We start from the raw sequence: 22,328 nt of genomic DNA on the forward strand, positions 1-22,328 counted from the left end.
ATCTCTCAATTATTACCGCTCTTTCGCCGGATGCGGCATAACGCCTTATCCGGCCTACAGTTACATTACGAATACTTTTTGGTGCGCCGCGTTGGCGCGGTATTCGCCGGATCGTCCGGCCAGACATGTTTGGGATAACGCCCTTTCATCTCTTTTTGCACCTCACGGTACGATCCCTGCCAGAACGCGCTCAGATCGCTCGTCACCTGTAGCGGTCTTTGGGCCGGAGACAGCAGCTCCAGCACCAGCGGCACGCGCCCCTGGGCAATGGTTGGAGTCTTTGCTTCACCAAACATTTCCTGCATCCGAACCGCCAATACTGGAGGATTATCCTCATGATAGCGAATGGCAATCCGGCTTCCCGTCGGCACAGTGTAATGCGCAGGCAGCTCACTATCCAGACGTTGCAACATTGACCAGTCCAGTAAACTGCGCAACGCCTGTCCCACATTGAGTGCTTTTAATGCGCGTAACGAGTGCACACCGCTCATGTGCGGCAGCAGCCAGGTCTCCAGCGACGCCAGCAGAGAATCCTCATCTACCGCGGGCCAGTCGTATTCTGGCAACCAGTTTGCCGCACATTGCAGACGCAGTCGAAACTGCTCGGCTTCCGGCGTCCAGTTGAGCACACTTAGCCCTTTATCGCGAATGCCATTCAACATCGCCTGATGCAACTCCTCTTCCGAGGGTTTGGCCAATGGCTGTACTTTTACCGTGAGCTGACCAATGCGCGACCGACGCAATGCCTTTAACGTTCCCTGGGTTTCATCCCATTCGATGGTGTCGGACTGTTGCAGCAGCTCAGGACATGCCTGCATCAGCGACACGATATCCAGCGGCAGAGCCAGCAAGATACGCGCGTCTGGCGAAGCGCTGCCCTGCAACAAAAGTGGCGCTATCAACCATTCATGGCGTCCTGAGGCATCATCGGCATCCAGCATGGCACCCATGCCATTCGCCAGCTGATAGCGCCCTTCCTGCCCGCGTCGACGCGCGATCCGATCGGCAAACGCCCGCGCCAGCAATGAGGGGAGCAGCGTGCTGTCGGGCTGCCCGCTGCTAACGTTAAGCCGTTTCAGCAACTGTTGACTGCGCTGCTGCCAGGCGGGCTGATTTCGTGAAAACGCCACGGTCAGATCGGTACTTCCGCCGCGCGGCGGCTCTTCCAGAATCGCGGCCAGTTTTGCCGCCGTAGCCGCTTCGGTATTATTTTTGGCACCGACCAGCATCGCCGCTAAACGAGGATCGTTACCCAATGCCGCCATTTTCTGTCCGCGAGCACTGAGCCTGTCGTCCTCAAGCGCGCCCAACATCTGCAACAGCCGTTTTGCCGCCTGCAGATTGATGGCGGGCGGCGTATCCAGCCAGTTCAGTTGTTCAGGTTCGGTACATCCCCATTGCAGCAACTCCATCAGTAGCCCGGACAGATCGCTCTGCAATATCTCCGCTTCCCCATGCGCTGCCGCTCTTTCTGCCTGCTCTTTGGCAAGCAGATGCAGGCAAATACCGGGCTCCAGACGACCCGCACGTCCCGCGCGCTGAGTCATCGAAGCCTGGCTGATGCGCTGGGTAATCAGTCGCGTCAGACCGGTACGCACGTCATAGCGCGCCACGCGTTCCTGGGCGCAGTCCACCACCAGTCGGATGCCTTCGATCGTTAAGCTGGTTTCAGCAATATTGGTGGCCAGCACCACTTTGCGTTTGCCTTGCGGCGCGGGCACAATCGCCTGACGCTGCTCGGAAAGCGTTAACGCGCCGTACAGTGGACACAGCACAACATCGCTGCCTACACGCGTAGCCAGCTGCTCCTGTACACGCAGGATTTCGCCCACACCCGGTAAAAACAGCAGCAGTGACCCACCTTCATGGCGCAATAGCTCCGCCGTCGCTATCGCCACCGCTTCATCAAAACGCAAATGCGCCGCCAACGGCTGATACCGCCGCTCAACGGGAAATGCGCGGCCTTCAGAAACGATCGTCGGCGCATCGGGCAACATCTGCTGCAAACGCCCGTTATCCAGAGTGGCGGACATAATCAACAGTTTCAGATCGTCCCGCAGCCCTTGCTGCACATCCAGCAATAGCGCCAGCGCCAGATCAGCCTGTAAACTCCGTTCGTGAAATTCGTCGAGGATCACCAGCCCGACGCCTGTCAGTTCAGGATCGCGTTGGATCATCCGCGTCAGGACGCCCTCTGTTACCACTTCCAGCCGGGTCTGCGGCCCTACGCAACTTTGTGCGCGCATGCGATAGCCCACAGTTTCACCAGGCTTTTCGTTCAGCAATTCCGCTAATCGTTGCGCCACATTGCGCGCTGCCAGGCGGCGCGGCTCCAGCAAAATAATCCGCCCCGTGATACCGCGATGCTCAAGAAGTCGCAACGGCAGCCAGGTCGATTTCCCGGCACCGGTCGGCGCCGTCAGCAGAACCTGCGGCGAGGCATCAAGGGCGGTAAGCAGTTCAGGCACTACAGCGGCAACGGGCAACGACGTCACAAATGGCTCCAGAGGGTTAACATTCTTCGCGCTGCATTGTAGCATCGCGTTAATTCATAACCGAGTATCCATCATGTCTGAGCCAAAAAGGCTGTTCTTTGCGATTGAATTGCCAGCCGGGGTTCGGGAGCAGCTAATCCACTGGCGGGCCGCGCAGTTCCCCCCTGAAGCGGGTCGCCCCGTCGCGGCTGATAATCTGCATCTGACGCTGGCCTTTTTAGGCGACGTCAGCGCTGAGAAGCAACAGGCGCTGTCGCAGCTCGCGGGGCGTATTCGCCAGCCAGGTTTCACGCTCAAATTCGATGATGCCGGGCAATGGCTGCGCTCCAGGGTCGTGTGGCTGGGTATGCGTCAGCCGCCGCGCGGGTTGCTGCAACTGGCAAATATGCTACGGGCGCAGGCCGCGCGCAGCGGGTGCTATCAAAGCCCGCAGCCGTTTCACCCGCATATCACGCTGCTGCGCGATGCCGGTCACGCGGTTCCAATCCCTCCACCGGGCTTTGGCTGGTCATTTCCGGTAACGGAGTTCGCACTTTACTCCTCCTCATTTTCACGAGGACGCACGCGTTATACGCCGCTGCAACGCTGGACGCTGACTGAATAATTAAAGGGACTGCTTATGCAATTTTCTCCACCTTTACAACCTGCAACGCTCATTCAGCGCTATAAGCGCTTTTTAGCGGATGTGATCACACCCGATGGCACAGCGTTAACGCTACACTGCCCAAATACCGGTGCGATGACCGGATGCGCAATGCCAGGTGACACCGTTTGGTATTCGACATCAGAAAATACTAAACGCAAATATCCACATACCTGGGAATTAACGCAAACCCAATCCGGTGAATTTATTTGTGTTAACACGCTGTGGGCCAACAGATTAACGAAAGAGGCGATTCAGCAGGCGTTAATTTCGGAAGTTTCAGGCTACAGTACTTTGAAAAGTGAAGTAAAATACGGCGCCGAAGGGAGCCGCATCGACTTTTTGTTACAGGCAGATTCCCGACCTGACTGCTATATTGAAGTGAAATCAGTCACGTTGGCGGAAAAAGAGCAGGGTTATTTTCCCGATGCCATCACTGAACGAGGTCAGAAGCATCTTCGGGAATTGATGAGCGTAGCGGCTGAAGGCAAGCGGGCAGTGATATTTTTCGCCGTGCTACATTCAGCCATTACACGGTTTTCACCCGCGCGCCATATCGATGCAAAATATGCGCAATTATTAGTTGAAGCACAGCTTAAGGGGGTTGAAATTCTGGTTTATAAAGCGGAACTTTCTGCCCACGGTATGACTCTTAAAGAGCCGTTGCCCATTACCTTGTAATGGTGTAAATATCTGGTCAATTAGTATTCTGGGCGCGTGGGCAAATACGCTTTTCCTCACAGGGTTGTCAAGTGTTACGTTTAGATAATTGCTATCCGGAAAAGCATCTGCTATTTATAGCGACCTGATTTTTCCCCCGAACATGGGGATCGATAGTGCGTGTTAAGGAGAAGCAACATGCAAGAAGGGCAAAACCGTAAAACATCGTCCCTGAGTATTCTCGCCATCGCTGGGGTGGAGCCGTACCAGGAGAAACCGGGCGAAGAGTATATGAACGAAGCCCAGCTGTCGCACTTCAGGCGTATTCTTGAGGCATGGCGCAATCAACTTAGGGATGAAGTCGATCGCACCGTAACTCATATGCAAGACGAAGCGGCTAACTTCCCTGATCCGGTGGACCGCGCCGCACAGGAAGAAGAATTCAGCCTTGAGCTGCGTAACCGTGACCGTGAGCGCAAACTGATCAAAAAGATCGAGAAGACGCTGAAGAAAGTAGAAGACGAAGATTTCGGCTACTGCGAATCATGCGGCGTAGAAATTGGTATTCGCCGTCTGGAAGCGCGTCCGACAGCCGATCTGTGCATCGACTGTAAAACGCTGGCAGAAATCCGCGAAAAACAAATGGCAGGTTAATTCCGGTCATTTTTACCACGTTTACTACAGGCGGGAGCTTCTCCCGCCTTATTATTTGTTAGTCCGCAAAATGAGCGATTCACACTATATTGGCCGCTTCGCCCCTTCCCCTTCCGGCGAACTGCATTTCGGCTCACTAATTGCCGCCCTCGGGAGTTACCTGCAGGCTCGTGCCCGGCGTGGAATCTGGCGAGTACGCATTGAAGATATTGACCCCCCTCGTGAAGTTCCCGGTGCTGCAGATACGATTCTGCGTCAGCTGGAACATTACGGACTGCACTGGGATGGCGATATTTTATGGCAATCCCAACGTCATGATGCCTACCGCGAGGCGCTCGCCTGGTTACATCAACAGGATCTGAGCTATTACTGCACCTGTACGCGGGCGCGTATTCAAAGCGTCGGCGGTATTTATGACGGCCACTGCCGTGAGTTACGCCTCAGACCAGAGCAGGCGGCAGTCCGCATAAAGCAACGTCACCCGGTGATGCAGTTTACTGACCAACTGCGCGGTGAAATTCAGGCAGATCCACAGGTTGCAGGCGAAGATTTTATCATTCACCGTCGCGACGGGCTGTTTGCCTATAACCTCGCCGTGGTGGTTGATGACCACTTTCAGGGCGTAACGGAGATTGTACGCGGCGCCGATCTTATCGAACCCACGGTGCGGCAAATCTCTTTGTATCAGCAGTTTGGCTGGCAAGCGCCTGACTATATTCATCTTCCGCTGGCGCTCAACGAACAAGGCGCTAAACTTTCAAAACAAAATCATGCACCTGCGCTGCCGCAAGGCGATCCGCGTCCGGTGATTATTGCCGCGCTGCGCTTTCTCGGCCAGCGTGCCGATATCCCGTGGCAGGATATGCAGGTTGATCAGATCCTGGAGTTTGCCGTTGAGAATTGGCGTCTGACAGCGGTGCCTGAATCGGCGATCTTAAATCCGGCATTCTCAAATGCATCATGCTGAGCTATGATTAGCCGCTATTTTTACACAGCAACACTTGTTCTGATTGAAGTTTGACACTACCGAGGTGCACTATTTTTACCCGAGTCGCTAATTTTTGCCGCAAGGTGCTAAGCCGCGAGGAGCGCGAGGCTGAGCTCGCCGTCGCCCGTCCACATATGACGGTAATTCCGCGTGAGCAGCACTCTATCTCCCGCAAAGATATCAGTGAAAATGCCCTGAAGGTAATGTACAGGCTCAATAAGGCCGGATACGAGGCATGGCTGGTTGGCGGTGGTGTACGCGATCTTTTGCTGGGCAAAAAGCCGAAAGATTTTGATGTCACCACTAACGCAACGCCGGATCAGGTGCGCAAACTGTTTCGTAACTGTCGCCTGGTCGGTCGCCGTTTCCGTCTGGCCCATGTCATGTTCGGCCCTGAAATTATCGAAGTGGCGACGTTCCGCGGCCATCATGAAGGCAGCGAATCCGATCGCACAACATCGCAGCGCGGGCAAAACGGTATGCTGCTGCGTGACAACATCTTCGGCTCCATCGAAGAAGATGCACAGCGTCGCGATTTCACGATTAACAGCCTGTATTACAGCGTGGCCGATTTCACCGTACGTGATTACGTTGGGGGAATGCAGGATCTCGAAGAGGGCATCATTCGCCTGATCGGTAATCCGGAAACGCGCTATCGCGAAGATCCTGTGCGCATGCTGCGCGCCGTACGCTTTGCCGCCAAGCTCGACATGCGTATCAGCCCGGAAACCGCAGAGCCGATCCCACGTCTGGCAACCTTGCTTAACGATATTCCTCCTGCACGCCTGTTTGAAGAAGCGCTCAAGCTGTTACAGGCGGGCTATGGGTACGAAACCTATAAAAAACTGCGTGAGTACAGCCTGTTCCAACCGCTGTTCCCAACCATTACGCGCTACTTCACCGAAGACGGTGACAGCCCGATGGAACGCATCATTGCCCAGGTACTGAAGAATACCGATAACCGCATTCACAATGATATGCGCGTTAACCCGGCGTTCTTGTTTGCTGCCATGTTCTGGTATCCGTTACTGGAAGCCGCACAGAAAATTGCGCAAGAAAGCGGTCTGGCCTATTACGACGCTTTCGCGCTGGCAATGAACGACGTGCTGGACGAAGCCTGCCGCTCGCTGGCGATCCCGAAACGTCTGACCTCACTGACCCGCGATATCTGGCAGTTGCAGTTACGTATGTCCCGTCGCCAGGGCAAACGCGCCTGGAAGCTGATGGAGCATCCAAAGTTCCGCGCAGCTTACGACCTGTTAGCGCTGCGTGCTGAAGTCGAACACAACGCGGAATTGCAGCGACTGGCGAAATGGTGGGGTGAATTCCAGGTTTCTGCGCCGCCAGAACAAAAAGGCATGCTGAACGAGCTGGATGAAGAGCCAGACACACGTCGTCGCCATCGTCGCCCGCGTAAACGCGCGCCACGCCGTGAAGGCTCCGCATGACCTATCACGTATACCCAACAAATTTCGAGTCGTATCAAGGTGGTGACACAGATGCAGCTTGAAAAACGACGGGTATATATCGCCCTCGGCAGTAATTTAGCCTCCCCTCTGGAGCAGGTTAATGCTGCCGTGAAAGCGATCGGGGAAATCCCTGACAGCCGAATCGTGGCTGTCTCCTCATTTTACCGTACGCCACCATTAGGCCCACAGGATCAACCCGATTACCTGAACGCCGCCGTCGCACTGGAAACCACCCTCGCGCCGGAAGAATTACTCAATCACACCCAACGCATTGAGTTACAGCAGGGGCGGGTGCGCAAAGCCGAACGCTGGGGACCACGAACGCTGGACCTCGACATTATGCTGTTTGGCGATGAAGTGATTAACACCGAACGTTTGACCGTACCGCACTACGACATGAAAAACCGTGGTTTTATGCTGTGGCCGCTCGCTGAAATCGCGCCGGATCTTATCTTTCCAGACGATAAACAACCACTTGCGTTTTTCATCCAGCAAACCACTCCTCGTCCGGCGCAATGGTAACCGCGTTATATAATAAAATTAATTATGAAAAGCCTCACTCAAATTAATTAAACTACATTTTCCTTTCAGTAAATCTAATTAACACATACTACTCAGACATCATCCATGCAAAACAATTATTATTAAAGACCAGTAGTTGTTTGTTCCTTGCGCTTTATCACACAAACCTATATCCCATAAAAATATATTTCAAAAAACAAAGAAAGCCCTCCTACAATAATTTTAAAATAAAATGATTTTATAAAACTCATAGGCCCAAGTTATTTTACAAAACATTACTAACCGCTAGAATATGCCCCTGCTATTTAATATAGCAAAGTAGTAATTATCTAATATTTCAAATCCTGTAAGGATACAGTAATGAAAAAAGCAATTTTGGCAGCAGCTATGGTTATGGCAATGGGCTCAACTTCGGCAATGGCAGCGGATGCAGAAGGCGGTCAGCTTAATTTTCACGGTTTAGTCAGTGCTACAACCTGTTCTAAAGTCGTTTCCACCAGCCGTGGTGATGAATCCACTGATGGCAACATCTATCTGGAAACCGCAACCCCGGCGGATATCACCACTGAAGTCGCTGATGCTACTTACGGCGCAAAAGCAGAACCTTTCTCCATCGTTCTGAACTGTAAAGATGCATCCGAAGTGACCACCGGAACTAAGGCCAGTCTGTCAATGGTCTCTTCTTTTGGTAACACCAAAGGCACGCTGGATAACGACACCAACCTGACTGCCGCCGGCATGGCTGCTGCGAAGAACGTAAACATCGCGATTCACGATGCAGACACCAAAACGCTGATGAAAGTTGACGGTGCAGACGTTCACGAAGCCACCTTCGATGCCAGCAAAATCGCTACCTACCACTTTGTAGCTTCCTATGTGAAAGCAGTACTGAGTGATGACGTAACCCCAGGTCACGTTACCACTAACGCAATGTATACCTTTACTTATCAGTAAGCATTAACGCTTTACTGATGAAATAAGTATACAAAAAAGCGCGTTAATAGCATTAACCGGAATTATTACACCGTTTGTCATTAACACAGCTTGTAATAACGAGGTGAGAATTACGATTACTATCGCACCTCGTTTCTTAAATTAAGAACACCAAATCATCCACTGGCAAGGAATGCTCATGTTGAATTTTAAGAAAACGCTTACCACATTGGTACTAGCAGGAAGCTTATTGAGTAATACCAGTCATGCCGATATTATCATTTCCGGCACGCGCATCATTTATGATGAAAATAAAAAAGATGTCAGTATCCGCCTGGAAAATAAAGGTACCCGACCGCTGCTGGTGCAAAACTGGATTGATCTCGGGAATGATAATGCCGATCCAGGCAGTATTAAGGCCCCATTCGTCTCCACTCCTCCCGTTTCACGTATAGAACCCAAGCACGGTCAATCCGTGAAAGTAATGTTTACCCAAACCACAGCATTGCCAAAAGACCGTGAAAGCGTGTTCTGGTTTAACGTGCTGGAAGTACCGCCAAAAGCAGACGCCAACAAAGAAGAAAACAAAAGTTTGCTGCAGTTAGCTTTCCGCACTCGTATCAAACTGTTTTACCGCCCTGCCGGTTTACAGGGTTCACCTGCAGAAGCCACCAAACAGTTGAAGTGGCAGATGGGGAATGAACAAGGCCATACGACGCTAAAGGTTAATAACCCAACACCTTACTACGTTTCATTTAATGATGCTGTCGTTACGGTTGGCGGGAAGCGCTATACCGTTGATGCCACCATGGTTGCGCCTTTGAGCAATGCCTCTTTTAACGTCAAAGGTCTACAAAATACCGTATCAGGCAAACTGGACTACCACGCCATTAACGATTATGGCGGCATGATCGAAGGCTCTGTTTCACTGTAATCGATTAATCAAAACGCAGGATGCAAAAGACGGTGCAAAACTTTCCTTATACCGAATCGATGCCGAAAAAAACGCTACTGGCGATGTGCTGTGCACTGCTTTACAGCCAGCCCGGTTTTGCCGCAGAAAGCGTCGAGTACGACAGCTCATTTTTAATGGGAAGTAGCGCGGCTAGTATCGATATCAGTAAATATTCCGACGGCAACCCTACGCCAGCGGGAACCTACAGTGTGAAAGTTTTCGTCAACGAGAAATCAGTAGCAAGCCTGACCCTACCCTTTGTTGATGTCGGTAAAAATAGCGCACAAGCCTGCCTGACATCGAAGAATCTGGCACAGCTGCACATAAAGCAGCCTGAGATCGGCAACGAACACGCTATTCTGAAAAAAGGCGATGAAGATGGGGATGACTGCTTAAACCTACCTGCACTTATCGAGCAGTCAAACGTAAGCTTTGATATGGGTGAGCAGCGCCTGGATATCTCCGTTCCTCAGGCGTGGCTCATTAAAGGTTATTCTGGCTATGTCGAACCCTCCTTGTGGGAAAGCGGCATCCCGGCAGCCCTGTTTTCCTATACCCTTAACGGCTACCACAGCACCAACCACGATACTGACAGCGATAGCTTGTATGCTGCATTTAATACGGGCATCAATCTCGGTGCATGGCGTCTTCGTGCCAGTGGTAACTACAACTGGGCGAAGGACGGCGGCAGCAATTTCGAATACCAGAACCGTTATCTGCAGCGCGACCTCCCGGCACTACGCTCACAGCTGATTGTCGGCGAAGCCTATACCACTGGCGAAACCTTTGACTCGGTGAACATCCGCGGGGCACGTCTGTATAGCGACACGCGTATGCTGCCTTCACAGTTGGCTAACTATGCGCCTATTATCCGCGGCGTCGCCAACACTAACGCCAAAGTGACCGTGACTCAGGGCAGTTATAAGATTTATGAAGCGACCGTTCCGCCGGGACCTTTCGAGATCAACGATATCAGCCCTTCCGGCTACGGTAGCGACCTGATCGTCACCATCGAAGAAGCTGATGGCAGTAAACGTACTTTCTCCCAGCCGTTTTCTTCGGTCATGCAGATGCAGCGCCCGGGCGTCGGACGCTGGGACGTGAGCGTCGGGGAAGTCAATAACGACGAACTTCATGACAAACCAAACCTGGCGCAGGGCTCATACTACTACGGTCTGAACAACTTTCTGACGGCCTACACCGGAATTCAGGCAACGGACAACGACTATTTCGCTGGACTCCTCGGTCTGGGTCTGAATACGCCCTTTGGCGCACTGGCGGTTGACGTTACCCATTCACGCGCAGATATCCCTGACGACAATACCTATCAAGGCCAAAGCTATCGCTTGACCTGGAACAAACTGATTGAGGCGACCGATACGTCGTTCAACGTCGCGGCCTATCGCTACTCGACGCGAGACTACCTGGGCCTGAATGACGCGCTAGAGCTAATCGACGATGCCAAATTCAAAGGTACTGACGCTGAACGCAATACCATGAATAACTTCTCGCGTATGAAGAATCAGGTCACCGTCAGCATGAACCAACCTTTGCAGTCCGCTGAGGTTGATTACGGTTCATTTTATCTGTCAGCCACCTGGACCGACTACTGGGCAAGCAACGAGAGCCGCAGCGATTACAGCCTGGGTTATGGCAAAGGATTTTCCTGGGGCAGCATGAGTATCAACCTGCAGCGCACCTGGGATGAAGAAGGCGATAAGGATGATTCGCTTTATATCAACTTCAATATTCCGCTGGAGAACCTGCTGGGTGGTGAACGTCGCCGCTCAGGATTCAGCAACTTGAGCACCCAGATGCGTACCGATTTTAACGGTGGGCACCAGCTCAGCATGAACAGTAGCGGCAGCAGCGAAGACAATAAGCTGAACTACAGCGTGAATACAGGCTACACCATGCAAAAAGAGGGGAAAAACATCTCCGATATTGGTGGATATACCAGCTATCAGTCCCCATGGGGAGATCTTTCAGCATCCGCCTCGGCGAATAACGACAGTAATCGTCAGTATTCGCTCTCCACTGACGGCGGTTTTGTGTTGCACAGCGGTGGTTTAACGTTTACCAACGACAACTTTGGCAACAGCGATGCCATTGTGCTGGTGAAAGCGCCTGGCGCTAAAGGCGCTCGGATTAACGGTGGAAGCAGCACAATTGATCGCTGGGGTTATGGCGCAACGAACTCACTGACGGCCTACCGGGAAAACCAGGTCAATCTCGACATCGATACGATGGATAACGACGTCGAGCTGAAGAGCACCAGTACCACACTGGTACCACGCGATGGCGCGGTCGTTTTCGCCAGTTTCGAAACCGATGAAGGACGTTCAGCCATTCTCAACATGACGCGCAGCGATCACCAGACGATCCCATTCGGCGCCGAAGTTTATGAGAACAATGTACAGATCGGCAATATGGGCCAGGGCGGCCAGGCTTTTGTCCGCGGTATTAGCGATAACGGCGAACTTACGGTGCGCTGGTTTGAAAATAACCAACCCGCAACCTGTACGGCAACCTTCCTGTTGCCAGCAACGCAACAAACGGTCGGCTCCAGCCAGACCCTACTGTTAGACAACATTACGTGTCGTGTCATTAACCACAATACAAATGGAATCCCCAATGAAAAGGAATAAGCGCTTTTTAGCTGCCTCCGTACTCGCGGTACTCTTTCCGCTGACCAGTCAGGCGGAAACACTTAACGTCGACTTCACCGCCACCGTGTTAGCCACTACCTGCAGCATGACCATTGCGGCCCTGGATGGCTCATCGGTTTCTGGCGATGCCACCAACGGCTATAAGTTAACGGTGGGCGATGTTGGTCTGGATAAGATCATTAAGAAATCAGCTGAATCGCAGAAGAACTTTAAGTTCGTCGCCAGCGATTGTGCCGGTTCATTGACCAGTATCACCACAGCACTGGCAACCTCGACCTCCGCCAGCGGTAACTTCATTAAAAATGAATCCGCTGATTCAGGTGCCGCCACCAATATCGGTATGGGATTTAAACGTAAAAGCGTCAGTGATGAAACCTATATGAAGCCAGGTTCTGGTTCCTTCACCTGGACCCCTGAAGAACGTACTAACAACGCCGTCGAAATGACAGTGGCGCTTCGCGAACTGACGGATGGCGCAGGTACCACCGGTGCATTCAGCTCTAAAGCGACCTTCACCTTCACTTATCAATAACAGGGACGATGATAATGAAAAAACAACTTTTGCGCGGGTTAATGATTGGCGCACTGGCAACGATGGGGGCGGGCGTTTCCACCATGGCGCAGGCTGATGGTACTGCACAGTTGGACTTAACCGTAGAGGCAAATATCACCGCCGGTACCTGTGCGGCATCGGTGCTTGACGGTGAGACCGCCACCGCTACGATTGGTCTTGGCGACGTGTATGTCTCGGAAGTTTTTGCAAAAAGCAAATCGAAATCCTTTAGCCTACGCTTTAGCGACTGCGCAGGGTTAAAAGATAAAACGGCAAAACTGAGAATTGCTTCGTCAAACACCTTGTGCACCGGTTCAAATTCCAAGAACCCTGAGTTTGCCAACAACTCAACGTCAGCAACCAAAGCAGGTAAAACCGGTATGGAGATATGGTCAACAGCAACACCTGCTGGCACAGATAGCATCCAGTTCAACTGTGGCGACCCTACATCAAGCGAGCAAACTATCGACCTCTCAACCGCGACATCTACCACGCCTGTCGATTATCCGTTAAGTGCGCGTCTGGTGCCGGTATCCAACCCAGTAACAACCCTTTCTCAGATAACTGCGGGTGATTTTCTGAGCAATACTGTTTTCACCATTACTTACCAGTAACGGTAATTACCATGATGCGTTTGCGTAGATTCACACTCTCCGCGTTAATTCCGGGGCTGGCAACAGCCCTGGTTGTCGCGCCGCTGTATGCCGACACCAACGTGGATTTCACCGCCACCGTGCAGAAGGATACCTGCCAGTTAGAGATTAACGGCAGTGGAACGGTAAATTTCGCAACCGTAGGTCCCGCCTATTTTGCCGACGGCATTACTGCGGAAACTGATTATGAAGGCGGTCAAGAGTTTTCAATTAAGCTTCTGAATTGTCCAATCAGTGACGGAGCCATCACTAATGTTACCTTTAACTTTACCCCCCAAAGCGGCCAGTTTGCGAATGGGAACCAGCAGGTATTTGCGAATGATCTAACTCAGACCTCGGGCGGTGTGGCAAATGTAGGAGTAGTGATTTTCACCACAGATTCACCACGTCAAAATGTGTTGAATACTGACGGCTCGTCAAGGGCGATATTTTCCGCTACAGATTATAGCGATACAACATGGACCTTTTATTCGCGGATGCAGAAAATCCTGAGTACCGAAACGGTTACCCTCGGCGAATTAAGTAGCCATGTACTTGTCAATGTCACCTACCAATAAAATTCGGAACGACCATTAATAGGGAAATTAGCCATGAAGAAAAACATAGTCCTTTTAATATCATCTCTATTTTTATGGTTAGGAGCCAGCAACGCTTATGCCTGGTCTGTCTATATTGGGCAAGCGACCTCGTATCAAGGAGGTGCAGAATATGCAGATGTACAAGACTACTCAGCTCCATTCTCATGGAACCTGCTCCCTTCAGTTGCCGCCCATACAGAATCAGGATTACGCGAACTTGCTGTTTCTAATGCGACAGAATTTGATCCCAAGCATGGGCTTAATTGTAACTATAACCACGATGTTCATAGTGTAAATCTTTATCATGGTTTTCAGAGTGCGGGTATTAAAAATAATAGCGGCAATCCATTATGGAAAACAAATACTACGGGTTTGTATCTTGGTATGGAAATTACCAAGATTAACTTTGGCACCGCCTATTATCCAGGGAGTTCATTTTGGGTTGACTGGAACGGCGGTGGTACGGATTATAAGTCCTTTGATCTGAATTTCATTAGTACCTCTTATGCAGATTTCTCCACTTTCTGTGATTCAATCGCATGGAAGAAAGGTTATTTTGAAATGGGGGGAATTGTTCTGTGGATTAAATTCCATCTTTATGCTGATGATACATTTAAGCCAACCACATCAGCAGTTAACGTTACCTTTCCAACAAGTACCGGTTACAACTTCCGATTTAAGCTTTCAGACACCAGTATCGGTGGTGGCAACCACTACCTTGATTACGTCATCAGTCCAGGTTCAATAACGATTCACTACCCAACATGTACTGCCACTGCCGTTACAGGTGAAGGTGTTTCAGGATCTACCGTGCCTTTTGGCAGTCGCAACGCAGAAGAACTGAAAGGCGACGGTGTGACAAAAGACTTTTCAATAAAATTAAGTAACTGTACCTACATTAAAAATGTCGAAGTGAAGTTAGGATCAACAATAACAGGCAGCAGTGACAACGCATTATTGGGTAATACTTTAACATCTGGTGCCGCCAGCGGTATTGGCGTGACGGTTGCCGGCGAGAAGAATCCAGCAAGCATCAGCGACTGGATGACGATCATGCCAAACAACTCCAGCTCCGTTTATAAGTTTACGAATATGGAAGACTATACCTATAGCAATATCGGTAACCCCGATCAGATTCTGAATTTCAGAGCAACGCTGAAACAAGACGGTAGCAACACCATCAAACCCGGCGAGTTCAAAGCGACAGGCAGCTTCACTATTGACTATCCCTAAGCGCGTTAATCCGGCGGCTCTCGCTGCCGGGAATACACACAAAGGGCTAACGCTTTTCTGCTTCATTCCCCTACAATGCGGCCATTATATTCATCAATATTATGGCCGGAGAGGTTATGAGCAAACCCACCACTATCGCTGTGTTGCAGAAATGCAAACAAGAGAAAAAGCGCTTCGCGACTATCACCGCCTACGACTACAGCTTCGCTAAGCTGTTTGCCGATGAAGGCATCAACGTGATGCTGGTCGGTGATTCACTGGGCATGACGGTACAGGGGCACGACTCCACCCTGCCCGTCACCGTTGAAGACATTGCTTACCACACCCGAGCCGTGCGTCGCGGCGCACCGAATTGTCTGCTGCTCTCCGACCTACCGTTTATGGCTTATGCCACTCCGGAGCAGGCGTTTGAAAACGCTGCGGTGGTCATGCGCGCGGGCGCTAATATGGTCAAAATCGAAGGTGGCGCCTGGCTTACGGATACGGTGAAAATGCTCACCGAACGCGCGGTGCCGGTTTGCGGCCATCTGGGATTAACACCCCAGTCGGTGAATATCTTTGGCGGCTATAAAATTCAGGGCCGCGGCGACGCCGGGCAGGTACTGCTGGATGATGCGCTGGCCTTAGAAGCCGCTGGCGCTCAGTTGCTGGTGCTGGAGTGCGTGCCGGTTGAGCTGGCGAAGCGCGTCACTGAAGCGCTGTCGATCCCAGTGATTGGTATCGGTGCCGGCAACGTCACCGACGGGCAAATCCTCGTCATGCATGATGCCTTTGGTATTACCGGCGGCCATATTCCGAAATTTGCGAAGAATTTCCTCAATGAAGCAGGCGACATGCGCGCCGCAGTGCGGCAGTATATGGCTGAAGTGGAGTCCGGCGTTTATCCGGGCGAAGAGCACAGCTTCCACTAATTTTCTGACCGTGCCGGATGACGACGCTACGCGTCTTATCCGGCCTACGGTACCTCAGGCAACTCAAGGAGTCTTGTCGTGTTAATCATTGAAACCCTGCCGCTGCTGCGCCAGCATATTCGTCGTCTGCGTCAGGAAGGCAAACGCGTCGCACTGGTTCCCACCATGGGCAACCTGCACGACGGCCATATGAAACTGGTCGATGAAGCAAAAGCGCGGGCTGATGTGGTGTTCGTCAGCATTTTCGTTAACCCGATGCAGTTTGACCGACCGGACGATCTGGTGCGTTATCCGCGTACCCTGCAGGAAGATTGCGAAAAGCTGAACAAGCGTAAAGTCGATTATGTCTTTGCTCCGGCCGTGGAAGAAATTTATCCTCAGGGTCTGGAAGGCCAGACTTTCGTTGATGTTCCCGGCCTCTCTACCATGCTGGAAGGCGCCAGCCGTCCAGGCCACTTCCGTGGTGTTTCCACTATCGTCAGCAAGTTGTTTAACCTGATCCAACCCGATATCGCCTGCTTTGGTGAAAAAGATTTCCAACAGCTGGCGCTGATCCGCAAAATGGTAGCGGACATGGGTTATGACATTGAGATCGTTGGCGTACCGATTATTCGCGCCAAAGACGGTCTGGCCCTCAGCTCACGTAACGGTTATCTAACGGCAGAACAGCGTAAAATTGCGCCAGGCCTGCACAACGTGATGAACGGTATCGCTGAAAAGCTGATTGCGGGTAATCGTGAGCTGCAAGAAATTATTACCATTGCCGAACAAGAACTGAATGAAAAAGGCTTCCGCGCCGACGATATTCAGATTCGTGATGCCGACACGCTGCTGGAGTTGACTGAAACCAGTAAACGCGCGGTGATTCTGGCCGCAGCATGGCTGGGTCAGGCTCGTCTGATCGATAATCAAAGCGTTACATTAGCCCAGTAGACAGGGGTTAAAAATCGGGCAATACTGCCTGAAGATTTCTCAAAGCAGGCCAGTCGCGCCTGCTTAGCCAAGGTAAACGACAGGGTATAGAAGTTATGATTCGCACCATGCTGCAAGGCAAGCTCCACCGCGTAAAAGTCACGCAGGCGGACCTGCACTACGAAGGCTCCTGCGCCATCGACCAGGATTTCCTCGATGCCTCAGGTATTCTGGAAAACGAAGCTATTGATATCTGGAACGTGACCAATGGTAAACGTTTCTCAACCTATGCCATTGCGGCTGAACGCGGCTCCAGAATCATCTCGGTGAACGGTGCAGCGGCGCACTGTGCTGAAGTTGGCGACATTGTGATTATCGCCAGCTTCGTCACCATGTCTGACGAAGAAGCCCGTACATGGCGTCCGAAAGTGGCCTATTTTGAAGGCGACAACGAAATGAAACGCACTGCAAAAGCCATTCCGGTACAGGTCGCCTGACAGCCCTTACCCCTGCGGCTGATTGACTATCAGCCGCGACATTGTTTCCAGCGAATCCGTCCGCAGGATATACAGCCGCTTTAGCAACATCGGGTTATCGCCAGGCTTCACCTTCCCTTTCACCGTCGTCACCGCCAAATGAAAACCGGCATCATGCGCCGCTTTCACCGCCGTCGCGTTATAGCCGCCAAACGGGTAGGAAAGATAGAGCACATGCGGATTAAACTGCCCGAGCGCCCGACGGGAGTGTTCAAAATCAAACAGAATATTGTGATAGTTACGGCTGAGTAAAATAGGTCGTCGCTGGCCATCCACCCGATGCAAGAAATGGGTGTGCGACTGGAAGTCGAAAACATCTTTAATCCCTTCCAGCTCGGAAATACTCATAAACTGCAGCGATTTCGGATCCCACTTCTGTGGGTGGCGCTTGATACGTGAGCTAATGATAAACGCCGTCGCCTTAAAGCCATACTGCTTGAGGACGGGATGCGCATAGCGGCTAACGGACTTCAGGCCATCATCGAACGTAATAACGACCGAACGCGCCGGAAGGTTTGCGCGATTATTGAGGTAGTCTTCTAACTGATACATCGTCAGCGTGGTATAGCCCATATCTCGCAGCCAGGTCATCTGGTTACTGAACGCGCGCACTGATGTGGTGGTGGAGGTATGACGAAAACGCGTGTTCTCTTCATCGCGCAGAATATGATGGTAAGTCAGAATCGGGATACCGTTATCCTGCTGAGCATCCAGCGCGCTGATATAGGCCAGCCGCTCGCCGATGCGAATCTGATACCAGGTCTGATTCAGTCTGTCTTTCAGCCGACTGAGCACCGGGTAACGTAGATTCTCAGCCAGCGTACCAAACGGCGCACTGCCTACGTCCGGCGCGTTATAGACCGGAGTATCTTTCCAGGTAATCAGGTTCTGGTTACTCAACGGTTTATTTAAGTCACCCAGGCCGTCTTCCACACGCTGACGCCCCTGCACAGGTTCCAGGTGCCCTTTGTCGATGTAGCCTTTGCCAAAACCGAAGTTGAAGGTGTAGTAATCCTTTGCATCCGGTTCAACGGCAATAATCTGTCCCGCGCGTAAATTACCGACAGTCTCCGTCTTATTGCCAATATGCGCCCAGATCACCGCATCTTCCGTGGTTTGCATATAGCGAGCGGGCAAGGCCGCACCTACGCCACCAGAAAACAGGAGCAACAGAACAAACAGAACGCGCATAACCATATGATTTAACCGAGGCGAGAAACCTCGGTTATTGTAGCAAAAGCATCATCAATACCAATGATTAATACTCATACAAATCATGCTTCAACACGAAGGGGGGATTTTTTTGTTGTTGATGCCAGAGGCTGGAGACTTCGGGGCCGCCAAGCGCGACGATGCAATCGCGAAACGCAGAACTGCTCAGCGATTCCCGTGACGAAATCATTCGCTCAAGCAATGGATAGCTGATACCTGAAATCACTTCGCACTGGGGATGTTTATGACTCATTAACGAGGCTACACGGTATGGCGCAGCCCCGGCCATATCCGTCAGGAATACTACCCCTTCACCTGAATCTGTAGCATGCAGGGCATGGCACATCATGCGGCTTAACATATTCGAGCTGAGCCCACGCCAGAAACTTACCGCCTGACATTGCTCCAACGGACCGTACTTTTTCTCCAGACGATGCAGCATATCCTGTGCCTTATCGTCATGACAGGTAATTACCCAACCTAACATTGCCTACCTCCTTAGCAGGCAAGTAGTTTATCAGGGTGATAAATCGGTAATGGTGATAAGCATCAAAAGTCTTCCTCTCCCGAGTCAGGAGAGGAAGAAAGAATTAGCTACGCAGGCCGCGTCCGCGCTGAATCAGGTACCAGCACAGCAAGTAAAACGCCGCAATGAACACCACCAGCACGCCAAACGTGGTGACCAGCGGAACATCATGAATACCCAGGAAGCCGTAGCGGAAGCCGCTAATCATGTAGACAATTGGGTTCAGATGCGACAGTCCCTGCCAGAACGGCGGCAGCAGCGTTAACGAATAGAACACGCCACCCAGATAGGTCAGCGGCGTCAGCACGAAAGTTGGGATCAGGCTGATATCGTCAAAGGTTTTAGCAAAGACTGCGTTCAGCAAACCGGCCAGCGAGAACAGTACCGCCGTTAACACCAGCGTGAGCGCCACAAAGACCCAGGAATGCACCTGGAACGGCACGAAGAACAGTGAAATAGCCGTCACCAGAATGCCTACGCACAGGCCACGCGCCACGCCGCCGCCGACAAAACCGGCAATAATCACGTGCGTCGGCACCGGGGCGACCAGCAGCTCTTCAATATTGCGCTGAAACTTGGCGCTAAAGAACGACGAGGCCACGTTGGCGTACGAGTTGGTGATCACTGCCATCATAATCAGCCCCGGCACAATAAACTGCATGTAGCTAAAGCCATGCATTTCGCCGATACGCGAGCCGATCAGGTTACCAAAGATAATAAAATAGAGCGTCATGGTGATGACGGGAGGCACCAAAGTCTGGACCCAGATACGCATAAAGCGGTGGATCTCTTTCGCCCAGATGCTTTTCAGCGCAACCCAGTAAAGCTGCATCATGCGCGATCTCCTTGTTTTTCATGCACCAGAGAAACAAACAGTTCTTCCAGTCGGTTCGCTTTGTTACGCATACTCAATACCTGAATGCCCTGCGCGCTCAGCTGAGAGAAGACGCTGTTGACCCCTTGTTCACGCAGAACCTCCACTTCCAGCGTGGAAGTGTCGACCAGTCGGTACTGATAACCTTCCAGTTTCGGCAGCGGACTTTTTGGTGCCAGATCGAGGATAAAGGTCTCAGATTTCAGCTTGGAGAGCAGACTCTTCATCGAGGTGTTTTCCACCAGCTCGCCGTGCTGAATAATGCCGATATTACGACACAGCATTTCCGCTTCTTCGAGATAGTGAGTGGTCAGAATAATGGTGGTGCCTTTGTCGTTTAAATCCTTTAAAAAGCCCCACATTGAACGACGCAGCTCAATGTCAACGCCCGCCGTTGGTTCATCCAGAATGAGTAATTTCGGCTCGTGCATCAGCGCACGGGCAATCATCAGACGACGTTTCATCCCACCAGACAGCATGCGCGCGCGCTCGTTACGTTTTTCCCATAAATCGAGCTGCTTTAAATATAGTTCGCTGCGTTTGACCGCTTCTTTATGCTCAACACCGTAGTAACCCGCCTGGTTGACCACGATCTGCTGCACGGTTTCAAACGGGTTAAAGTTAAACTCCTGCGGTACTAGGCCAAGCTGGCGTTTCGCGTTAACCGTATCTTTTTCAAGATCGTATCCGAAGACACTCACCCGCCCGGAGGTTTTATTCACCAGCGAGCTGATTATTCCAATGGTGGTGGATTTTCCTGCGCCATTCGGTCCCAAAAGCGCATAAAAATCACCCGCTTCGACTTGCAAATCTATCCCGCGTAACGCCTGAACGCCACCGGGGTAAGTTTTTTTAAGTTGTTGAAGTTCCAGAGCAATGGTCATGTTTTTATACTTACCTTACGTTCTGACATTTTATATATAGTTTAAATAATGATGGAGTTACCCTATATTAGCCCATCGAATTTATCTGGCTTCGGGTCGTGCTACTCCATGAAAGACATAGATACACTCATCAGCAACAATGCACTATGGTCAAAGATGCTGATAGAAGAAGATCCCGGATTTTTTGAAACGCTGACACATGCCCAGAATCCGCGTTTTCTATGGATTGGATGTTCCGATAGCCGCGTTCCCGCTGAACGATTAACCGGTCTTGAACCGGGCGAATTATTTGTTCACCGCAATGTTGCCAATCTGGTTATTCACACCGACCTGAACTGTCTCTCAGTGGTTCAGTATGCGGTGGATGTGCTGGAAGTGGAACATATTATTATATGCGGCCACTATGGATGCGGCGGCGTCCAGGCGGCGATTGAAAATAAAGAACAGGGGCTGATTGATAACTGGTTACTGCACATCCGCGATATCTGGTTCAAACACAGCTCACTGCTGGGCGAAATGCCGCAGGAACGTCGTATGGACACCCTGTGCGAACTGAATGTCATGGAACAGGTCTATAACCTGGGCCACTCAACCATTATGCGTTCAGCCTGGAAGCGCGGTCAGAAAGTGACCATTCACGGCTGGGCTTACGGTATTCATGATGGCCTGCTGCGCGATCTCGACGTCACCGCCACCAGCCGCGAAACGCTGGAACAGCGCTATCGCCAGGGGTTGTCTAACCTGAGTCAGAAACACAGTAACCATAAATAATGTGACATTGCCGGGAGGCGGCGACGCCTTACCCGGCCTACAAACCTGCGCCATCAGGCGCTCCAGCCAGTTACTCGTCCAGCAGCACCACTTTGCCAACATACGGCAGATGGCGATAACGCTGGGCATAGTCAATGCCGTAACCGACCACAAACTCATCAGGAATTGAGAAGCCGATAAACTCGACCGGAACATTCACTTCACGACGAGAAGGTTTGTCCAGCAGCGTACAAATAGCCAGGGATTTCGGCTCGCGCAGGCTCAGAATTTCACGCACTTTGGACAGCGTATTGCCGGAGTCGATGATGTCTTCGACAATCAGCACGTCCTTGCCACGAATGTCTTCATCCAGGTCTTTCAGGATTTTAACATCACGCGTGGTAGACATTCCGCTACCGTAGCTGGATGCCGTCATGAAATCGACTTCGTGAGAGACATGCACTTCACGGCACAGATCCGCCATAAACATAAATGAGCCACGTAACAGACCAACCAGCACCATATCGCTGCCGCTGTCCTTGTAACGTTCGTTAATCTGGCGCCCCAGTTCAGCAATACGCGCTTTGATCTCCGCTTCCGGGATCATCACTTCAACAGTATGTTTCATAAACCCTATAACTCACTGATTTTTATCAGTTGACACATCATGCAGATCGAAAGAAAGCGCTTACGTTGATACACCGACTGACAGACGGCG

At 51.5% G+C, this 22,328-nt stretch carries 23 protein-coding genes; 17 read left to right on the forward strand and 6 right to left on the reverse strand.

What is annotated here, in order from left to right:
* Window positions 1–65: 65 nt before the first annotated feature.
* Window positions 66–2,495, reverse strand: a complete 2,430-nt coding sequence (gene hrpB, locus BZK40_RS16835; protein WP_172111184.1) for an ATP-dependent helicase HrpB — start codon at window positions 2,493–2,495, stop codon at window positions 66–68.
* Window positions 2,496–2,568: 73 nt separating this feature from the next.
* Here hrpB and thpR point away from each other — a divergent pair, with 73 nt between their 5' ends.
* From thpR to panD, 16 genes are all read left to right on the forward strand, one after another.
* Window positions 2,569–3,099 (forward strand): RNA 2',3'-cyclic phosphodiesterase, encoded by a 531-nt coding sequence (thpR, locus tag BZK40_RS16840; RefSeq protein ID WP_032942390.1) that lies wholly within the window; start codon window positions 2,569–2,571, stop codon window positions 3,097–3,099.
* A gap of 15 nt (window positions 3,100–3,114) precedes the next feature.
* Complete coding sequence (gene sfsA / locus BZK40_RS16845) at window positions 3,115–3,819, forward strand: DNA/RNA nuclease SfsA (protein ID WP_008786246.1); 705 nt, start codon at window positions 3,115–3,117, stop codon at window positions 3,817–3,819.
* 177 nt (window positions 3,820–3,996) lie between these two features.
* The gene (gene dksA, locus BZK40_RS16850; protein ID WP_003829221.1) at window positions 3,997–4,452 is read left to right on the forward strand and encodes an RNA polymerase-binding protein DksA; all 456 of its coding nucleotides are present in this window, start codon (window positions 3,997–3,999) and stop codon (window positions 4,450–4,452) included.
* A 70-nt stretch (window positions 4,453–4,522) separates the two neighbouring features.
* A complete protein-coding gene (gene gluQRS, locus BZK40_RS16855) occupies window positions 4,523–5,419 on the forward strand; it encodes a tRNA glutamyl-Q(34) synthetase GluQRS (RefSeq protein WP_079934983.1) in 897 nt (298 codons plus the stop codon).
* Between the two features lie 71 nt (window positions 5,420–5,490).
* A complete protein-coding gene (gene pcnB / locus BZK40_RS16860) occupies window positions 5,491–6,888 on the forward strand; it encodes a polynucleotide adenylyltransferase PcnB (RefSeq protein WP_204354956.1) in 1,398 nt (465 codons plus the stop codon).
* 51 nt (window positions 6,889–6,939) lie between these two features.
* Window positions 6,940–7,431, forward strand: coding sequence for a 2-amino-4-hydroxy-6-hydroxymethyldihydropteridine diphosphokinase (folK, locus tag BZK40_RS16865; protein WP_008786242.1), 492 nt, complete (start codon window positions 6,940–6,942; stop codon window positions 7,429–7,431).
* Window positions 7,432–7,791: 360 nt separating this feature from the next.
* A complete protein-coding gene (locus tag BZK40_RS16870) occupies window positions 7,792–8,385 on the forward strand; it encodes a fimbrial protein (RefSeq protein ID WP_071446612.1) in 594 nt (197 codons plus the stop codon).
* Between the two features lie 178 nt (window positions 8,386–8,563).
* A complete protein-coding gene (locus BZK40_RS16875; protein ID WP_008786240.1) occupies window positions 8,564–9,298 on the forward strand; it encodes a fimbrial chaperone in 735 nt (244 codons plus the stop codon).
* 59 nt (window positions 9,299–9,357) lie between these two features.
* The gene (locus BZK40_RS16880; RefSeq protein WP_079935009.1) at window positions 9,358–11,967 is read left to right on the forward strand and encodes an outer membrane usher protein; all 2,610 of its coding nucleotides are present in this window, start codon (window positions 9,358–9,360) and stop codon (window positions 11,965–11,967) included.
* On the forward strand, window positions 11,954–12,520 hold the full coding sequence (locus tag BZK40_RS16885; RefSeq protein WP_048236114.1) for a fimbrial protein: 567 nt from the start codon (window positions 11,954–11,956) through the stop codon (window positions 12,518–12,520). The genes BZK40_RS16880 and BZK40_RS16885 overlap by 14 nt, the downstream gene beginning before the upstream one ends.
* A 14-nt stretch (window positions 12,521–12,534) precedes the next feature.
* Window positions 12,535–13,155 carry a fimbrial protein gene (locus BZK40_RS16890; RefSeq protein ID WP_079934984.1) on the forward strand — a complete coding sequence of 207 codons (621 nt, stop codon included), beginning with the start codon at window positions 12,535–12,537 and terminating at the stop codon, window positions 13,153–13,155.
* Window positions 13,156–13,166: 11 nt separating this feature from the next.
* A complete protein-coding gene (locus BZK40_RS16895; RefSeq protein ID WP_079934985.1) occupies window positions 13,167–13,751 on the forward strand; it encodes a fimbrial-like protein in 585 nt (194 codons plus the stop codon).
* Between the two features lie 33 nt (window positions 13,752–13,784).
* Window positions 13,785–15,005, forward strand: coding sequence for a fimbrial protein (locus BZK40_RS16900; RefSeq protein WP_079934986.1), 1,221 nt, complete (start codon window positions 13,785–13,787; stop codon window positions 15,003–15,005).
* A 116-nt stretch (window positions 15,006–15,121) separates the two neighbouring features.
* Window positions 15,122–15,916, forward strand: coding sequence for a 3-methyl-2-oxobutanoate hydroxymethyltransferase (panB, locus tag BZK40_RS16905; protein WP_008786234.1), 795 nt, complete (start codon window positions 15,122–15,124; stop codon window positions 15,914–15,916).
* Window positions 15,917–15,994: 78 nt separating this feature from the next.
* A complete protein-coding gene (gene panC, locus BZK40_RS16910; RefSeq protein ID WP_008786233.1) occupies window positions 15,995–16,849 on the forward strand; it encodes a pantoate--beta-alanine ligase in 855 nt (284 codons plus the stop codon).
* A 95-nt stretch (window positions 16,850–16,944) separates the two neighbouring features.
* On the forward strand, window positions 16,945–17,325 hold the full coding sequence (gene panD, locus BZK40_RS16920) for an aspartate 1-decarboxylase (protein WP_000621526.1): 381 nt from the start codon (window positions 16,945–16,947) through the stop codon (window positions 17,323–17,325).
* A gap of 6 nt (window positions 17,326–17,331) precedes the next feature.
* Here the strand turns inward: panD and BZK40_RS16925 are convergent, their stop codons facing one another.
* The 4 genes from BZK40_RS16925 to BZK40_RS16940 form a co-directional block, all read right to left on the reverse strand.
* Complete coding sequence (locus BZK40_RS16925; RefSeq protein ID WP_020996224.1) at window positions 17,332–18,561, reverse strand: polysaccharide deacetylase family protein; 1,230 nt, start codon at window positions 18,559–18,561, stop codon at window positions 17,332–17,334.
* Between the two features lie 61 nt (window positions 18,562–18,622).
* Window positions 18,623–19,063: a PTS sugar transporter subunit IIA gene (locus BZK40_RS16930; RefSeq protein ID WP_032942385.1), complete on the reverse strand. Its 441-nt coding sequence runs from the start codon at window positions 19,061–19,063 to the stop codon at window positions 18,623–18,625.
* A 103-nt stretch (window positions 19,064–19,166) separates the two neighbouring features.
* Window positions 19,167–19,937 (reverse strand): ABC transporter permease, encoded by a 771-nt coding sequence (locus BZK40_RS16935; protein WP_003829467.1) that lies wholly within the window; start codon window positions 19,935–19,937, stop codon window positions 19,167–19,169.
* Window positions 19,934–20,860 carry an ABC transporter ATP-binding protein gene (locus tag BZK40_RS16940; RefSeq protein ID WP_003829469.1) on the reverse strand — a complete coding sequence of 309 codons (927 nt, stop codon included), beginning with the start codon at window positions 20,858–20,860 and terminating at the stop codon, window positions 19,934–19,936. The genes BZK40_RS16935 and BZK40_RS16940 overlap by 4 nt, the downstream gene beginning before the upstream one ends.
* 108 nt (window positions 20,861–20,968) lie before the next feature.
* On the opposite strand from BZK40_RS16940, the gene can reads away from it, so the two are divergent.
* The gene (gene can, locus BZK40_RS16945) at window positions 20,969–21,631 is read left to right on the forward strand and encodes a carbonate dehydratase (RefSeq protein WP_008786227.1); all 663 of its coding nucleotides are present in this window, start codon (window positions 20,969–20,971) and stop codon (window positions 21,629–21,631) included.
* Between the two features lie 70 nt (window positions 21,632–21,701).
* On the opposite strand, the gene hpt is transcribed toward can, so the two are convergent.
* Window positions 21,702–22,238 (reverse strand): hypoxanthine phosphoribosyltransferase, encoded by a 537-nt coding sequence (hpt, locus tag BZK40_RS16950; RefSeq protein WP_003018658.1) that lies wholly within the window; start codon window positions 22,236–22,238, stop codon window positions 21,702–21,704.
* Window positions 22,239–22,328 lie beyond the last annotated feature (90 nt).

This window comes from Citrobacter portucalensis, assembly GCF_002042885.1.
In the GTDB taxonomy this organism is placed as follows: domain Bacteria; phylum Pseudomonadota; class Gammaproteobacteria; order Enterobacterales; family Enterobacteriaceae; genus Citrobacter; species Citrobacter portucalensis.

Bases quoted from the DNA above. Each gene is read 5' to 3' on its own strand.
- thpR (WP_032942390.1), top strand. From the start codon at position 2,569: ATGTCTGAGCCAAAAAGGCTGTTCTTTGCGATTGAATTGCCAGCCGGG.
- sfsA (WP_008786246.1), top strand. From the start codon at position 3,115: ATGCAATTTTCTCCACCTTTACAACCTGCAACGCTCATTCAGCGCTAT.
- dksA (WP_003829221.1), top strand. From the start codon at position 3,997: ATGCAAGAAGGGCAAAACCGTAAAACATCGTCCCTGAGTATTCTCGCC.
- gluQRS (WP_079934983.1), top strand. From the start codon at position 4,523: ATGAGCGATTCACACTATATTGGCCGCTTCGCCCCTTCCCCTTCCGGC.
- folK (WP_008786242.1), top strand. From the start codon at position 6,940: ATGCAGCTTGAAAAACGACGGGTATATATCGCCCTCGGCAGTAATTTA.
- BZK40_RS16870 (WP_071446612.1), top strand. From the start codon at position 7,792: ATGAAAAAAGCAATTTTGGCAGCAGCTATGGTTATGGCAATGGGCTCA.
- BZK40_RS16875 (WP_008786240.1), top strand. From the start codon at position 8,564: ATGTTGAATTTTAAGAAAACGCTTACCACATTGGTACTAGCAGGAAGC.
- BZK40_RS16880 (WP_079935009.1), top strand. From the start codon at position 9,358: ATGCCGAAAAAAACGCTACTGGCGATGTGCTGTGCACTGCTTTACAGC.
- BZK40_RS16885 (WP_048236114.1), top strand. From the start codon at position 11,954: ATGAAAAGGAATAAGCGCTTTTTAGCTGCCTCCGTACTCGCGGTACTC.
- BZK40_RS16890 (WP_079934984.1), top strand. From the start codon at position 12,535: ATGAAAAAACAACTTTTGCGCGGGTTAATGATTGGCGCACTGGCAACG.
- BZK40_RS16895 (WP_079934985.1), top strand. From the start codon at position 13,167: ATGATGCGTTTGCGTAGATTCACACTCTCCGCGTTAATTCCGGGGCTG.
- BZK40_RS16900 (WP_079934986.1), top strand. From the start codon at position 13,785: ATGAAGAAAAACATAGTCCTTTTAATATCATCTCTATTTTTATGGTTA.
- panB (WP_008786234.1), top strand. From the start codon at position 15,122: ATGAGCAAACCCACCACTATCGCTGTGTTGCAGAAATGCAAACAAGAG.
- panD (WP_000621526.1), top strand. From the start codon at position 16,945: ATGATTCGCACCATGCTGCAAGGCAAGCTCCACCGCGTAAAAGTCACG.
- BZK40_RS16925 (WP_020996224.1), bottom strand. From the start codon at position 18,561: ATGGTTATGCGCGTTCTGTTTGTTCTGTTGCTCCTGTTTTCTGGTGGC.
- BZK40_RS16930 (WP_032942385.1), bottom strand. From the start codon at position 19,063: ATGTTAGGTTGGGTAATTACCTGTCATGACGATAAGGCACAGGATATG.
- BZK40_RS16935 (WP_003829467.1), bottom strand. From the start codon at position 19,937: ATGATGCAGCTTTACTGGGTTGCGCTGAAAAGCATCTGGGCGAAAGAG.
- BZK40_RS16940 (WP_003829469.1), bottom strand. From the start codon at position 20,860: ATGACCATTGCTCTGGAACTTCAACAACTTAAAAAAACTTACCCCGGT.
- can (WP_008786227.1), top strand. From the start codon at position 20,969: ATGAAAGACATAGATACACTCATCAGCAACAATGCACTATGGTCAAAG.
- hpt (WP_003018658.1), bottom strand. From the start codon at position 22,238: ATGAAACATACTGTTGAAGTGATGATCCCGGAAGCGGAGATCAAAGCG.